Source organism: Acinetobacter sp. 24-47-39, assembly GCF_056783825.1.
Genome location: NZ_JBWYIP010000012.1, coordinates 13,356 through 28,203 on the forward strand (window position 1 = coordinate 13,356; position 14,848 = coordinate 28,203).

Consider the following 14,848-nt stretch of genomic DNA (forward strand, 5'->3'; position numbering starts at 1 on the left):
CATGTCTACCTCACCCATCTATAATATAACTCCTATTACTTTTCGTTTAGATTTAAAAGATCCTTTCATCTTTACTGCTCATCATATTGATCACTACCCTGCCGGGAATGCTGAAATGGGACCAGTTCATCCTGCAATCAATCAAGAATTCAATATGTATTATGGTAGTGTTGTTCCCGGCTTTCCCGAACATCCACACACGGGTTTTGAAACCATTACTTTAGTGGAACAAGGTTATGTCGATCATTTTGATTCCTTGGGTAATGGTGGACGATATGCTGCAGGCGATGTGCAATGGCTAAGTACGGGAAATGGTGTTGAACACTGTGAAATGTTCCCATTAATCCATCAGGATCGAGAGAATCCTTTTGAATTATTTCAAATTTGGTTTAACTCATCTCCAGAACAAAAAAAACAACCTGCTGATTACAAAATGTTTTGGCGTGAACAAATTCCACATGTGAAAGCGACTGATCACCAGTCTCGCAGCATTGATGTACGAGTTATTTCAGGACAATATCAAAATCAAAATGCATTAAGTCGCCCACCACATTCTTGGGCAGCTGCAGCAGAAAATAAAGTGAATATATACTTAATTACTTTAGAAGCTGGCGCACATCTTGAAATTCCAGCTACCACCGCGACCTCCACTCGATTTGCTTACTTCTATCAGGGTTCAACTTTAAATATTGCTGATTCAACCATTCAATTCAAACATCTTGTAGAGCTTAAAGCTGACACCGAAATTCAACTTGAAGCAGGTGATCAAGAAGCGAGAATCTTATGGTTAGAAGGTGAACCTATTGGTGCACCAGTTGCAATGCGAGGGCCTTTTGTATTGAACAGCAAAGAAGAACTTGATGTTGCATTCAAACGATATCGTGAGACCCATTTTGGTGACTGGCCTTGGCCAAGCGATGCTCCAACGTTTTCACGTGAAACACCTCGTTTTGCCAGCTATGAAGGTGGTAAACGCAAGGAATATCCTGAACAAATGAGTTCAGATGGGGCTTAACAAGGTTTAAATATTACAGTATTCATCTTTGCCCAATGCTCGTTTAATATCCTGTTCAAAACGCGCATTGGGAAAAGGATAACGTTGAGGCAAATACAAGGTAAATCTTGTCAATGTAGGTGATAACTTTTCTACAGTTGCCTTATGAACATATTCACCACGTTCTGTTCGAGCAAATAGGGTTGCCATTTCAATATGCTCTTCAAGCTTATTTTCAGTAAAGACTAGGTCATCATCACGTGTGAAACCGATACATCGACGATATGCTTGTCTCAGATTTTGAAATACGCTGAGATAATCCAACTCGATTTCAGCACTTAAACCATTTTTATACGAGTTGGCAACCAAGGCCGCTTCAGTAGGTTCATTGGGCTGACTTAAATAATAATTTTGACATGCGGTGAGCTGACTGAAGGTGAATATGCTTAGCGCGATAATTAGACTTTGACCATACATTATTTTATTTGGATTTATTAGACTTATACCTGAATTGTAGCAAAGTCTAAGCCGTGATTTAATTCAGCTTTATACTTTTAATGTAATTGAACCATGCAACTGATCATCTTCACTGGAGTTCAAGCTTCAGGCAAATCAAGCTACTATCTTTTACATTTGGCGCATTCACATTTAAGAATTAACTTAGACATGCTAAAAACTCGCCATCGGGAGAACATGATCTTTGAAGCATGTCTAACCTCTAAAACCAAAACGGTGATCGACAATACCAACCCAACCAAAGCAGACCGTGCTCGTTATATTCAACGTGCCAAAACAGCAGGTTTTGAAGTCATTTCATATTACTTTGAAACAGATTTAAAAAGTACGCTAGAACGCAATGGTCAACGAAGCGGTAAAGCCAATATTCCTGAAGTCGGTGTTCGAGCAACATATAAGAAGTTAGAAGTACCTGATTTTCAAGAAGGGTTTGATGAAATACATCATATTAAGATAAAAGGTGCAGGTGAATACCACCATTTAATATTAGACTCCAAATAATAAAGCGACCCGAAGATCGCTTTATTTCAAAGACTTTATTGTTTCACCACCACTAATTTTTTTTGTACAAATTCCTGAAAACCTAAATCTGCCAGTTCATGACCATAACCAGAATTCTTTACGCCACCAAATGGTAATTCTGGAGCAGTATCTGTTAACCAATTGATCCACACCATTCCTGTTTCAATTCTAGAAGCTAATTTTTTTGCACGCTCTATGTCTTGAGAATGAATTACACCTCCAAGACCATAATTAGAGTCATTGGCAATTTCAACGATTTCATCCTCATTTTCCGCAACATAAATCTGAGCAACTGGCCCAAAGAATTCTTCGTACCAAGCTTCATTATCTCGACTAATATTTTCTAAAATTGTCGGCTCATAGAAATAACCATCATGCTCAATTGCTTTGCCACCGATAACCAACGTTGCACCCTGCTGAACTGCTTTATCCACTTGTTTAATCAAGTTTTTAAGCGCACTTTCCGATGAGAGTGGTCCCAATGTGGTACTACGATCTAATGGGTCGCCAATTTTCAGCGCTTTAAATGCTTCAATTAAACCCGTTCTAAACTGATCAGCGATGTCTTTATGCAAAATAAATCGTTTTGCTGCAGTACACACCTGTCCTGTATTATTTACACGTGCTTTACAGCCAATCTCAATCGCTTTGTTTAAGTCCGCATCATCCAGCACGATAAATACATCATTCCCACCCAATTCAAGCGTAGACTTTTTAATGTGTTTGCCTGCTTGCGCAGCGACGGCACTACCCGCTCCTTCTGAACCAGTTAATGCAACACCGCGCACACGTTTGTCTGCAATAATATCTGCGACTTGATCGGTATTGATAAATAGGTTGGTCCAAACACCTTTAGGTGCTCCTGCTTCTAATACGAGTTTTTCAAATGCTTCAGCACATTGTGGAACGATACCTGCATGTTTGGCCAATACAGGATTTCCAATACCACAGTTTGGTGCGAATACACGGACCAATTGATAAAATGGGAAATTCCATGGTTCGACAGCCATGATAATACCTAATGGATGATGCTCCACCCAAGCTTCGCCTAACTCAGTTTTATAGGGGACTGATTTCAGAAATTGTTCAGTATTTTTTGCATAGTACTCAGCAATTTGAGCACAGGATTCGATTTCACCTTCACTTTGTTCAATGAGCTTACCCATATCTAAAGTAATGAGCTTGGCTAATTCACTCTTTTTTTCTCTAAATAATGCTGCCAAACGTTGTAAAACTTTTACGCGCTCATCTACATTTTTTACCCAATCTGATTTAAGAATAGATTCGGCTGAATCCAAAGCACGATCAATATCTTGTTGTTGGTGTGATGGATATTCTTTGTATACAGTATTGGTAAATGGGTTAATGGATTGATAACTCATAATTCTTCCCTTCATGCCAATAAAAATTTACAGTTCAATGCTATGTATTGATTTAAGCGTATTCATTGAAGTGCGCGTTAGCTGCGCAAACTCTAGATAAGCTAAAAGTGCTCAAAAATTTTGTTTACATCAATCAACTTAGCATTATTTTTATTCAACTCAGGCATCGTTTACAGTTTGGTGCAAATCGTTACGTAGTTCTTGGTAAAGTTATAAGTAGATGTACATAACTCCTACTGTTTAACTTCAACTAGTAAGACGGTGATCAACAATATCAATCAAAGTAGAACGTGCTGTTTTAAACTCAGCTTCTTAATAAGCAGTTTTGAAGTTGTTTCTTATTATTTTGAAACAGATTTAAATTGTACTTAACAGAGTAATAGCTACCTTGAAGGTAAGACTAATATTCCTGAATTGGGTGTTCGAGCGATTTATCAAAAGCTAGAAGTACCGAGTTTAGATGAAGGGCTTGATCAGATTTTTAAGGTAAAGATTGTTGGGAATGGGGAGTTTACATACACCCCCATCTCAAAAAGGATATCTAATTTTTATTACATTTATTATCCTGACCCAAAGCTCTAATACGATCTTGCTCAATGCGCTTATGAAACAATTTTTGATTCAAAGCTGACATTTTTGTCGCATAATAAGTTATTTTTGTTGAATTCTCACTCGTAGCTTCTAAAGTCGTTTTAAAGAAAAGCGCCCCATAAGGCAAATTACCCGTAAAAGTACCCATCTTTTTATCGCGATCTAAATATGAATTCACAGTTAATGAACCATTTACATCTTTGATTTCAACACATTGTTTATACGCCTGCTTTAAATTCGCATAGGCTTGAACATAATCTATCTCCAAATCGGTAATTACTCCTCCATTGATCGATTTGCTCATTAATTCCGTCTCAGATGTCGGATACATCATTCTGACACATCCGTGTAAACCAAGTATTGAAATCATAATGACTGTGAATGGAGTTTTAATAAACTTTGACACTTTTTAAATTCCCTATTGGTATATTTTCGATAATTTTCTTTTTAATAATGAAGTGTTCGGGTTCTACGACTTTAAATCGATTATCTATTTCGTATTCTGCTATAAAAATTTGAGCATTTTGCCCTTTTTTCACATCTGCACCAATAACGTACTTCTTATCTTTTTCAAAATTTACTTCATCTATCTTTGTAAACCAACGTGAATTCCCAAGCCCATTTACAATAATTAAATCGTGCTTTCCAATTGGAATTCTTAGATCATGTTGAGCATATTCTGTTATCCGAACATTGTTTGGATTAAACATTGTATTTTCGAATATTTTCACTGGATTGGAGTCAATTTCATAAACCATGAATGGGATAGGGGTAAACCGATCATTTGTTTGATATGAAGGACGTGGTAGAACTCTAATATATGCACTATTTTGCTTACCATAAAATTCAGATAGCTGATTTGAATAATTTTCAAGCTTCTCTGCTTTACTCAAATTTTTATCATCTACATTTAAATATCTATTTTTATCTGAAATAAGCGGTAACATGTCTACCTGCTTTCCATTTGGGGTCGTAGTGACAGAACAACCAAATAGCACAATAGGGATTGATATAGTAAATACAAACTTTTTAATCATGTCTTAAACCTAACTGCTATATAGAAAATTTATTTTTAACTATTAATAATTAAACATTTGTCATTTTTGAGAAGCTATTTAAACTAACCTGTACAATAAACATTTATAACAGATTTTCAATAAAGTGTTAAATGAATCATATTCTAAATAGATATATATAAAAAAAACCACCCTTTCGGGTGGTTTTTCAATCTCAAACCGTCTCTTATTGAGCGCGGTTTTTGATTTTGCGGATGGTTTCCAACTGTGCAGCTGTTTCTGCAAGCGCAGCCAAAGCAGCAGCAGCGTCCAAATCGCTCTTTTGATTTGCTAACAAAGTTTCAGCATTTTTACGTGCTTCAACGATTGCAGCTTCATCTAAGTTTTCTGCACGGACTGCAGTATCTGCAAGAACCGTAACAACGTGCGGTTGAACTTCAAGAACACCACCAGATACATAGATTAATTCTTCTGTACCATTCTCCAACTGAACGCGAATCGCGCCCGGTTGAAGTAAAGTTACTAGTGGAGCATGGCCAGGCATAATACCTAACTCACCACCAGCACCTTTAGCAATTAGCATAGTTACAGTGCCTGAGTACAAAGACTCTTTAACACTTACAACGTCACATTGCATAGTCGCCATGAGAACCTCCTAAATTAGGTAGCTAATTAAAGTTTCTCGGCTTTAGCAATAACTTCGTCAATACCACCAACCATATAGAACGCTTGTTCTGGGATGTGATCGTATTCACCAGCTAGAAGACCTTTAAAGCCACGAATAGTTTCTTTAAGCGGTACAAGTTTACCAGGAGCACCAGTAAACACTTCTGCTACGTGGAACGGTTGAGAGAAGAAACGTTGGATCTTACGTGCACGGTATACAGTAAGCTTGTCTTCTTCTGACAATTCGTCCATACCAAGAATTGCGATAATGTCTTTCAATTCTTTATAACGTTGAAGAACGTTTTGAACTGAACGAGCGATTTCGTAATGCTCAGTACCAACAACTAATGGATCTAATTGACGTGAAGTAGAGTCAAGTGGATCGATCGCAGGGTAAATACCTTGTGAAGCGATGTCACGGCTCAATACAACTGTCGCATCCAAGTGAGCGAACGTAGTCGCTGGAGATGGATCCGTTAAGTCATCGGCAGGTACGTATACAGCTTGGATAGATGTAATCGAACCAGACTTAGTAGAAGTAATACGTTCTTGAAGAACACCCATCTCTTCTGCAAGTGTCGGTTGGTAACCTACTGCAGATGGCATACGACCTAGAAGTGCTGATACTTCAGTACCTGCTAGTGTATAACGGTAGATGTTGTCTACGAACAATAATACGTCACGGCCTTTACCGTTTTCGTCTTTTTGATCACGGAAATACTCAGCCATAGTAAGACCAGTTAACGCTACGCGTAAACGGTTACCTGGTGGCTCGTTCATCTGACCGTAAACCATTGCTACTTTGTCAAGAACGTTAGAGTCTTTCATCTCGTGATAGAAGTCGTTACCTTCACGAGTACGCTCACCAACACCAGCGAATACAGATAAACCTGAGTGCGCTTTAGCGATGTTGTTGATCAACTCCATCATGTTTACAGTTTTACCAACACCGGCACCACCGAACAGACCAACTTTACCACCTTTAGCGAACGGGCAAAGTAAGTCAATGACTTTAATACCAGTTTCTAAAAGGTCAGTAGAAGCAGCTTGTTCTGCATAAGAAGGCGCTTGACGGTGAATCGGTAAACGCTCTTCAGTTGCAACAGGACCAGCTTCATCGATCGGGCGACCAAGAACGTCCATGATACGACCAAGCGTCGCTGGACCAACTGGTACAGAGATCGGGGCGTTTGTGTTAGTTACGTTCAAACCACGCTTAAGACCTTCTGTAGATCCCATCGCAATTGTACGTACAACGCCGTCACCAAGTTGTTGCTGAACTTCTAATGTAGTTTCAGTGCCATCAACCTGAAGAGCGTCATAGATCTTAGGAACACTGTTGCGTTCAAACTCGACGTCGATAACCGCGCCGATGATCTGAATGATACGACCGCTACTCATTGCTGTCTCCTCAATTCAAAATAATGTTAAACGGCAGCGGCACCACCAACGATCTCAGAAATTTCCTGAGTAATCGCGGCTTGACGCAGCTTGTTATAAATAAGTTGTAGGTTCTTGATCAATTCACCCGCGTTATCCGTTGCAGCTTTCATTGCAACCATACGAGCAGATTGCTCACACGCGATGTTTTCGATCACACCTTGGTATACCACAGACTCGATATAACGAACCAATAAACCGTTTAAAAGCTCTTCAGCTTCTGGTTCATAGATATAATCCCAACCGTATTGGCGGTTAAGAGTCTTGTCGTCTTCAGCAGCTGCTAAAGGAACAAGTTGTTCGATTTTTTGATTTTGAGTCATGGCATTTACAAAGCCGTTAGACACCAAATAAATGCGATCTAATTCGCCTTTATCGTATGCATCCAACATGACTTGTACAGAACCAGACAACTGTTCAAGACTTGGAGTGTCACCCACTTGAGTGGTTGCACCAAGTACTTTACCGCCGTAGTTTTTAAAAAACGAAACCGCTTTTTGACCAATCAAAGCAAATTGAACTTCAATTGACTGCTCTTGTTGCTGTTGAACGTGTTTTACCACTTTCTTGAACAAGTTAATGTTCAAACCACCAGCAAGACCGCGATCTGATGACACGATGATATAGCCAACGCGCTTAACTGGGCGTTCAACCATATAACGATGTTTATATTCAGGGTTCGCTTGTACTAAATGAGCAATTACACGGTGCATATTTTCGGCATACGGACGGCCCTGAGCCATGCGCTCTTGCGCACGACGCATCTTAGAAGCTGCTACCATCTGCATCGCGCGAGTAATTTTCTGCGTGCTTTTGATACTAGCTACTTTGGCGCGAATTTCTTTTAAATTTGCCATACGCTTAACCTAGTATTCGAAGGCCCTTTCGAGCCCTCGAAGGTTGATTCCGTGAACCAAACCGACACTAAATTTCAACAGTTTGAAAATTAGTAAGTTTGAGTCGCTTTAAAGCTTTCAATACCAGCTTTGAATGCTGCTTCGATGTCTTTGTTCCAATCACCAGTTTCATCGATCTGTTGCATTAACGCAGCATGTTCAGAACGGAAGTAAGAAATTAATGCAGCATCAAAGTCTACAATTTTCTTCACTTCTACGTCAGCCATGTAGCCTTCGTTAGATGCATATACAGAAACAGCTTGGTCAGCAATTGAATATGGAGCATATTGTTTTTGCTTCATTAATTCAGTTACACGTTGACCATGCTCAAGTTGCTTACGAGTTGCTTCATCAAGGTCAGAAGCGAACTGAGCAAACGCAGCCAATTCACGATATTGTGCTAAAGCAGTACGGATACCACCAGACAATTTTTTGATGATCTTAGTTTGAGCAGAACCACCAACACGAGATACAGAGATACCCGCGTTCACAGCAGGACGAATACCTGCGTTGAATAATGATGTTTCTAAGAAGATCTGACCATCAGTAATCGAAATTACGTTCGTTGGTACGAATGCAGATACGTCACCCGCTTGAGTTTCAATAATCGGTAATGCAGTTAATGAACCAGTTTGGCCTTTAACTTCACCGTTAGTGAATTTCTCAACATAGTCAGCAGATACACGAGAAGCACGTTCAAGTAGACGACTATGAAGATAAAATACGTCACCTGGGTAAGCTTCACGACCTGGTGGACGGCGTAAAAGCAATGAAATTTGACGATACGCAACTGCTTGTTTAGATAAGTCATCATAAATGATTAACGCATCTTCACCGCGGTCACGGAAGTATTCGCCCATTGTACAGCCAGAGTACGGAGCAAGGAAAAGCATTGCTGCTGGATCCGCTGCCGCTGCTGCTACAACAGTCGTATACGCCATAGCGCCAGTTTCTTCTAACTTACGTACAACGTTTGCAATAGTAGATTGTTTTTGACCAACTGCAACGTAGATACATTTAATGCCAGAATTCTTCTGTGCGATGATCGCATCGATCGCCATTGCTGTTTTACCAGTTTGACGGTCACCGATGATTAATTCACGTTGGCCACGACCAACTGGAATCATTGTATCAACTGATTTATAACCAGTTTGTACAGGCTCATCTACCGATTGACGCCAAATTACGCCTGGTGCAACTTTTTCAACTGCATCAGATAATTTTGCATCAATTGGGCCTTTACCATCAATTGGGTTACCCAAAGCATCTACTACACGGCCTAAAAGTTCTGGACCAACCGGAACTTCTAATACACGACCTGTACAACGAGCTTTTTGACCTTCTTGAAGGCTTAAGTAGTTACCTAAAACAACGACGCCCACTGAATCCTGTTCTAGGTTCAGTGCCATACCGTATAAGCCGCCGTCGAATTCGATCATTTCACCGTACATTGCATCAGCAAGGCCGTGAATACGCACAATACCGTCGGAAACCATAACAATGGTTCCTTCGTTCTTAGCGGTCGCGCTGGTGTCCAGATCGCCGATACGCTGTTTAATGAGCGCACTGATCTCGGATGGATTCAGTTGTTGCATTGCGCTATACCTCAATCTTTATTAAGTTCAGTCTTCTTTTTACGCAATTATGCAAGAAGACGAGTCCGCATTTTTTCAAGCTTATTAAGCGCAGAATCATCTATCACTTGGTCGCCTGCACGAATAACAACACCTGCGATTAACGCTGGGTTAACTTCTACTGAAACATTTACAGCAGCGTTGAAACGTTTCTCTAACGCAGATGCAAGTAATTGCTCTTGTTCAGCAGAAAGTGGTAATGCAGATTCAATCACGACATCTACCACATTGTTATTTTGTGATTTAAGAAGTTCGTACTCTGCTTCAATCTCAGGTAACAAAGTTAAACGATCATTTTCAGCCAAAAGTGTCAAAAAGTTAGACACTTCAGCAGTTTGATCTGCACCTAAAACCTTAGCAAATAAACTTACTTGCTCCACAGGAGTAAGCTCAGGGCGACTCAAGTAAGCGGAAAATGCTTCATCTTGCACCGCAGCACTAAGCACTTGTAACACATTTGACCAATTGTCAGTTGCACCTTGCTCAGAAGCGAAAGCAAATGCTGCTTTAGCGTACGGGCGTGCTAACGTCAAGAGTTCAGCCATAATCGCCTCGCTTAAAGTTTAGCAGCCAGCTGAGTAAGCATGGCATTGTGAGCTGCTTCATCAACTTGTTGGTTCAGAATTTTCTCTGCACCAGCAACAGCAAGAGCTGCAACTTGTTGACGTAATTCTTCACGAGCAGCATTGATCTCTGTGTCAACAGCTTCTTTCGCTTGTTGACGAATACGCTCACCTTCAGCAGATGCTTGAGTACGAGCTTCTTCAACCAATTGAGCCGCACGACGGTTCGCTTGTTCGATCAATTGAGCCGCTTGTGCTTTTGCTGCATCTAATTCAGCTTTAACTTGAGCTTGCGCATCTGCAAGATCAGCTTTCGCCTTTTCAGCTGCATTTAAGCCATCAGCAATTTTACGCTGACGCTCACTAATCGCATTGATTAGTGGAGGCCAAACGAATTTCATACAGAATGCGACAAAGATCGCAAACGCAATCGCTTGACCAAACAGAGTATAGTTAATATTCATTGCTATTCCTCAAATAGTTGATTTCGGAATTTAGCTAATTAACCTACTAGGCCGATGAACGGATTTGCAAAGATAATGAACAAACCAATACCAACACCGATCATAGGCACAGCATCAAGAAGACCCGCGATTAAGAACATACGAGTTTGAAGTTGTGGAGCCAATTCTGGTTGACGAGCAACAGCTTCAAGGAAGCGACCACCTAAAAGACCAAAACCGATCGCAGTACCTAAAGCACCGAACGCGATTAAAAGAGCAGCTGCAACAGCAGATAAGCCAACTACTAAATCCATGAAAAAATCCTCAGAGGTTGAGTTTAAATCAAACAAAAAAACTTTAGCCCAACTACATAGTGTAGTCGAGCAAATATTAATTAATGCTTCTCGCTAGCCATACTCATATACACGATCGTTAACATCATGAAGATGAATGCTTGTAACGTGATAACAAGAATATGGAAGATTGCCCAAGGCACAGACAACGCCCATTGAATCCAGAACGGTAATAATGCGATCAAAATGAAGATCAATTCACCCGCATACATGTTACCGAACAAACGGAGAGCCAATGAAATTGGACGCGCGATAAAAGTTACTAATTCAAGAAGAATATTTACTGGAATTAATAATGCTTTTAAAAATGGGTTACTTGGATTGAATGGGTTAAGCGCAAATTCTGCACCGAAACCGACAAGACCTTTTTCACGGATACTATAGAAAATAGTTAACGCAAATACTGATAACGCCATACCAAGGGTTACGTTAGGGTCAGTAGATGGAACGATCTTGAAGTAAACATGATGCGGGTCGATACCGAATAGCCCACCAATTATGTGTTGAGCTGTATAAGGAATCCAGTCAACAGGGATAAGGTCCATCAAGTTCATGAGGAAAATCCACACGAAGATGGTAAGAGCTAGAGGCGCGATTAAACGTGATTTACCATGAAAGGTATCACGAACACTTGAGTCAACAAACTCAACGATCATTTCAATTGCAGCCTGGAACTTGGTCGGAACACCAGAGTTTGCAGCTTTCGCTACTAACCAGAACAACAAACAGAAAATGACGCCAAGGCCGATTGACCAACCCATAGAATCCAAGTGAATAGCAGTGAACCCCATCTCTTTCGCTTCTTCAGCAGTCTCAGCTAACTTCCACGTACCATCTGGTGCTTTACCATAGGTCATGTTCGTTAAGTGATGCTGAATATACTCAGACGAGGTAAGGGTATGTTCTTCAGCAGCCATAAATCACACCTGGTTAATGTCAAATACAAATTAGAGTTAACGAATATCGCGTGCTGCTTGATATCTCGTTAAACATCTAAAAAACTTTTCAATTTTTCGTTGCGATTCAACTCATTTTGATAGACGCGACGCCCAAAAAGGTGCGACCCACGACATGGTCTGAACGAGTATGAAACCACAAAACAATGCGACCGCTGACAACGGTTTCACATTGATTAAAATCAAAATGAAGCCAACAATCACAATTCCAAACTTACCGAGCAACCCCCGATACATATTCGATAGAACCTGTTTCGAAGCTCTTGCACCTGCAGCTCTGAACGACTGCCATGAAAAATAACAACTGGCTAGCCAACATACGAATGCACCTAATGCTGCACTCAAAGCCGCAGTCGAGTCTTTCAAGACCCACGCTATCAAGGCTGAAACAGGTATCATACATGCTTGCAAGATGACTAAAGCTTTCGCTAATCGTCGGTCAATCAAGCGACTAGTTCGGCTCATTTATTATCCACTCACAGCAATAATGCTTGACAAGTTTAGCTGATGATTATTTTTAATCGCAGGCATTATAGAGTTACACCCCTGAACATGCAATCTTTTCCCGACCTAAGTCTGGTATTTTTAGATCGTTTATTGCTGAGCACTTATACAATTATCGGCTGTTTTTACATCACTTTTGTGCTTTTTCTACACATGCACGTACTTGTATCGCTAGAGTCTGCCATGCTGTTATAAAATTCTGATGTTTAGTAAAACTCTCATCAACTGCGAGAAAATTCACATGACCTAGAGACTTATATTGATTCTTATTAGCTACAGTTTCAGCCAAAAGACACATCTTTTGCTGTGGGCGATTGTCTTTTAAATATTTGATTTGAGCAATTGTAGGTGCCATATGTGGGTCTTCTGTCATCGCACCAGCGAATTTTAGCAACAGCGCACGCTCCAAGTATTGGTATGCATCATGTAATGACCAATACGGCTGAACACCATGATTGAGTTTTACACTTTGTGAGGTTTTCAGCATCTCATGTGCAAAAAGTTTAGCATTACTCCAATACTTGTCTTTAAACTCAGGTTGTTGTTGTGAGCGTAATGCCGCTATAAAAAAGCCAATACGAACTGCATTATTTGGTTCTAACCATACATGAGTATCGACAGTTCCTTTTACTACGTCCCCTCGACTATTTCTAAGCGGCAATGTTTGCAATATTCCTGTATTCAATAAGGCAACTGCTTTAGAGTTTTTCGCCAAAATACTCTCTAATGGCGCTTCATGCGCTTTACCAAGCCAAATAACCAATCCAGCATCCTGAATTAATTTACGGTGCGCAGGGGTCAGATGAACATCATGCCCTGTTTGATTTTCTAGCAACAATTTTGGTTCTTCAATACCTTGAGTGATTTCTTTTGCAATCAAATACACTGGGTGTGTCGAAACCACCAAGGGTGCTTGTGCCCAAGCCAAGGTTGTGAATAATGCTGTAAAGCATAGTGCTAGCAGACGCAACATGAAATTAATTACCACTCGAATTTTGACGTTATAATATAACAAACAGTTAAAAATGCCTATGCTGTTCGTAAGTTGCAAGGTCTCATGATACTATTTATGAGATATCCCCTTCCCTTTTCGAAGTCTTGAGGTCAGTCCATGAGCGCATGTTCACACGAACATCATGATACTTTACACGGTGTGCATGATCACCCGAATGTTGAAGCTCGTTTATTAGAAGCTGAAGCAAGCTGTGCTGCTTCAGGTGCTAAATTGACTCCGCTTCGCAAAGAAGTTTTAGAGTTAATTTTAACTGCCTCAGGGCCTATGGGCGCTTATGACTTGTTGGCAAAATTAAAAGGTAATGCTGAACGTCCAGCAGCACCTCCAACCGTTTACCGCACCCTCGATTTTTTGCTCGAAAACGGTTTTATTCATCGTTTAACTTCAATTAATGCCTATATTCCATGCTGCCATCCTCGTGCTGGACATCAAGCAGCTTTTCTCATTTGCTCTAAATGCAATACAGTGAAAGAGGCTTCAGCTCTTGGTCTGATTCAACAACTTGATCAACTGGCTTCCTCTGATCATTTTCAGGCTCAGCATAGCATTATTGAGATTTCAGGATTATGTCAGCAGTGCTCTCAGTAAGTTCTGCATTGCCATTAATTGAATTGCAGCAAATTAATGTGCGAATTGATGAAAGAGACATTTTAAAAAATGTTGACTTTCAGATTCATGACAAAGAAATTATTACCCTCATTGGCCCCAATGGGGCGGGTAAATCTACGCTTATCAAAGTGATTCTCGGAATTGTGAAGGCCAATTCTGGTCAAATTAAACATCATAAAGCCTTAAAACTTGCTTACGTCCCTCAAAAGTTCAATCCATCCCACAGCTTGCCACTTCGCGTGAAAGATTTACTTGATTTAGAAAAGTGTGATCTTGCGATTAAACAAGAAATTATTCGAGATACTGGGATCTCAAAATTACAAGACTCGAAAGTCCAACAGCTATCTGGTGGAGAACGCCAGCGTGTTCTTTTAGCACGCGCTCTGCTGCGTCAACCCAACTTATTAGTACTCGATGAACCGATGCAAGGTTTAGATATTCAATCTGAAGCTGAACTTTATGATTATGTTCGAAGTCTACCTGAGCGCTACGGTTGCTCAATCTTAATCGTCTCTCATGATTTGCAATGGGTGATGCAAGGTACACAGCGAGTGGTATGCCTCAACAAACATATATGCTGTAGCGGTTTACCTGAAAATATTCAACAAGACCCTGAGTATCAGGCTATTTTCGGCACTAATCGGGTGTTCTACCAACATCATCACGATCATTGTGCACATGGTGATACAGCAACGCCATGTCAACATGATCCTCGTCCCCATATTCATCCAGAACCGGAAGCTTAGAT

General features: G+C 40.3%; 18 protein-coding genes. 4 read left to right on the forward strand and 14 right to left on the reverse strand.

The features are described from left to right. The first annotated feature begins 1 nt into the window (after window position 1). Entirely contained in the window at window positions 2-1,015 is a 1,014-nt protein-coding gene (locus AC1M9C_RS11300; RefSeq protein ID WP_481953712.1) for a pirin family protein, read from the forward strand. A gap of 6 nt (window positions 1,016-1,021) precedes the next feature. Here the strand turns inward: AC1M9C_RS11300 and AC1M9C_RS11305 are convergent, their stop codons facing one another. After that, a complete protein-coding gene (locus tag AC1M9C_RS11305) occupies window positions 1,022-1,471 on the reverse strand; it encodes a hypothetical protein (protein WP_035268213.1) in 450 nt (149 codons plus the stop codon). Window positions 1,472-1,564: 93 nt separating this feature from the next. On the opposite strand from AC1M9C_RS11305, the gene AC1M9C_RS11310 reads away from it, so the two are divergent. After that, window positions 1,565-2,011, forward strand: a complete 447-nt coding sequence (locus tag AC1M9C_RS11310; RefSeq protein ID WP_481953713.1) for an AAA family ATPase — start codon at window positions 1,565-1,567, stop codon at window positions 2,009-2,011. A 35-nt stretch (window positions 2,012-2,046) separates the two neighbouring features. Here AC1M9C_RS11310 and AC1M9C_RS11315 read toward each other — a convergent pair whose 3' ends face one another. From AC1M9C_RS11315 to AC1M9C_RS11375, 13 genes are all read right to left on the reverse strand, one after another. Next, window positions 2,047-3,414, reverse strand: a complete 1,368-nt coding sequence (locus tag AC1M9C_RS11315) for an NAD-dependent succinate-semialdehyde dehydrogenase (protein WP_481953714.1) — start codon at window positions 3,412-3,414, stop codon at window positions 2,047-2,049. A gap of 541 nt (window positions 3,415-3,955) precedes the next feature. Continuing rightward, window positions 3,956-4,411 carry a hypothetical protein gene (locus AC1M9C_RS11320; RefSeq protein ID WP_481953715.1) on the reverse strand — a complete coding sequence of 152 codons (456 nt, stop codon included), beginning with the start codon at window positions 4,409-4,411 and terminating at the stop codon, window positions 3,956-3,958. Then, window positions 4,395-5,042 (reverse strand): hypothetical protein, encoded by a 648-nt coding sequence (locus AC1M9C_RS11325; protein ID WP_481953716.1) that lies wholly within the window; start codon window positions 5,040-5,042, stop codon window positions 4,395-4,397. The genes AC1M9C_RS11320 and AC1M9C_RS11325 overlap by 17 nt, the downstream gene beginning before the upstream one ends. A gap of 205 nt (window positions 5,043-5,247) precedes the next feature. Further along, window positions 5,248-5,667, reverse strand: a complete 420-nt coding sequence (locus tag AC1M9C_RS11330; RefSeq protein WP_035268205.1) for a F0F1 ATP synthase subunit epsilon — start codon at window positions 5,665-5,667, stop codon at window positions 5,248-5,250. 26 nt (window positions 5,668-5,693) lie between these two features. After that, window positions 5,694-7,088: a F0F1 ATP synthase subunit beta gene (atpD, locus tag AC1M9C_RS11335; RefSeq protein ID WP_035268203.1), complete on the reverse strand. Its 1,395-nt coding sequence runs from the start codon at window positions 7,086-7,088 to the stop codon at window positions 5,694-5,696. A 26-nt stretch (window positions 7,089-7,114) separates the two neighbouring features. After that, entirely contained in the window at window positions 7,115-7,984 is an 870-nt protein-coding gene (gene atpG / locus AC1M9C_RS11340; RefSeq protein WP_035268202.1) for a F0F1 ATP synthase subunit gamma, read from the reverse strand. An 89-nt stretch (window positions 7,985-8,073) separates the two neighbouring features. Further along, window positions 8,074-9,618 (reverse strand): F0F1 ATP synthase subunit alpha, encoded by a 1,545-nt coding sequence (gene atpA, locus AC1M9C_RS11345; protein ID WP_035268197.1) that lies wholly within the window; start codon window positions 9,616-9,618, stop codon window positions 8,074-8,076. Window positions 9,619-9,665: 47 nt separating this feature from the next. Continuing rightward, window positions 9,666-10,202 carry a F0F1 ATP synthase subunit delta gene (locus AC1M9C_RS11350; RefSeq protein ID WP_035268194.1) on the reverse strand — a complete coding sequence of 179 codons (537 nt, stop codon included), beginning with the start codon at window positions 10,200-10,202 and terminating at the stop codon, window positions 9,666-9,668. Between the two features lie 11 nt (window positions 10,203-10,213). After that, on the reverse strand, window positions 10,214-10,684 hold the full coding sequence (locus AC1M9C_RS11355) for a F0F1 ATP synthase subunit B (protein ID WP_035268191.1): 471 nt from the start codon (window positions 10,682-10,684) through the stop codon (window positions 10,214-10,216). Window positions 10,685-10,722: 38 nt separating this feature from the next. Further along, window positions 10,723-10,977 carry a F0F1 ATP synthase subunit C gene (gene atpE, locus AC1M9C_RS11360; protein ID WP_035268188.1) on the reverse strand — a complete coding sequence of 85 codons (255 nt, stop codon included), beginning with the start codon at window positions 10,975-10,977 and terminating at the stop codon, window positions 10,723-10,725. Between the two features lie 80 nt (window positions 10,978-11,057). Continuing rightward, on the reverse strand, window positions 11,058-11,933 hold the full coding sequence (atpB, locus tag AC1M9C_RS11365) for a F0F1 ATP synthase subunit A (RefSeq protein ID WP_035268181.1): 876 nt from the start codon (window positions 11,931-11,933) through the stop codon (window positions 11,058-11,060). A 111-nt stretch (window positions 11,934-12,044) separates the two neighbouring features. Then, window positions 12,045-12,437 carry an ATP synthase subunit I gene (locus AC1M9C_RS11370; protein ID WP_035268179.1) on the reverse strand — a complete coding sequence of 131 codons (393 nt, stop codon included), beginning with the start codon at window positions 12,435-12,437 and terminating at the stop codon, window positions 12,045-12,047. A gap of 169 nt (window positions 12,438-12,606) precedes the next feature. Next, window positions 12,607-13,449, reverse strand: a complete 843-nt coding sequence (locus tag AC1M9C_RS11375; RefSeq protein WP_481953717.1) for a metal ABC transporter solute-binding protein, Zn/Mn family — start codon at window positions 13,447-13,449, stop codon at window positions 12,607-12,609. Between the two features lie 138 nt (window positions 13,450-13,587). Between AC1M9C_RS11375 and AC1M9C_RS11380 the strand changes: the two genes are divergently transcribed. Both AC1M9C_RS11380 and znuC read left to right on the forward strand, forming a co-directional pair. After that, entirely contained in the window at window positions 13,588-14,079 is a 492-nt protein-coding gene (locus AC1M9C_RS11380; RefSeq protein WP_481953718.1) for a transcriptional repressor, read from the forward strand. Then, window positions 14,058-14,846: a zinc ABC transporter ATP-binding protein ZnuC gene (znuC, locus tag AC1M9C_RS11385; protein WP_481953719.1), complete on the forward strand. Its 789-nt coding sequence runs from the start codon at window positions 14,058-14,060 to the stop codon at window positions 14,844-14,846. The genes AC1M9C_RS11380 and znuC overlap by 22 nt, the downstream gene beginning before the upstream one ends. The last annotated feature ends 2 nt before the right edge of the window (window positions 14,847-14,848 follow it).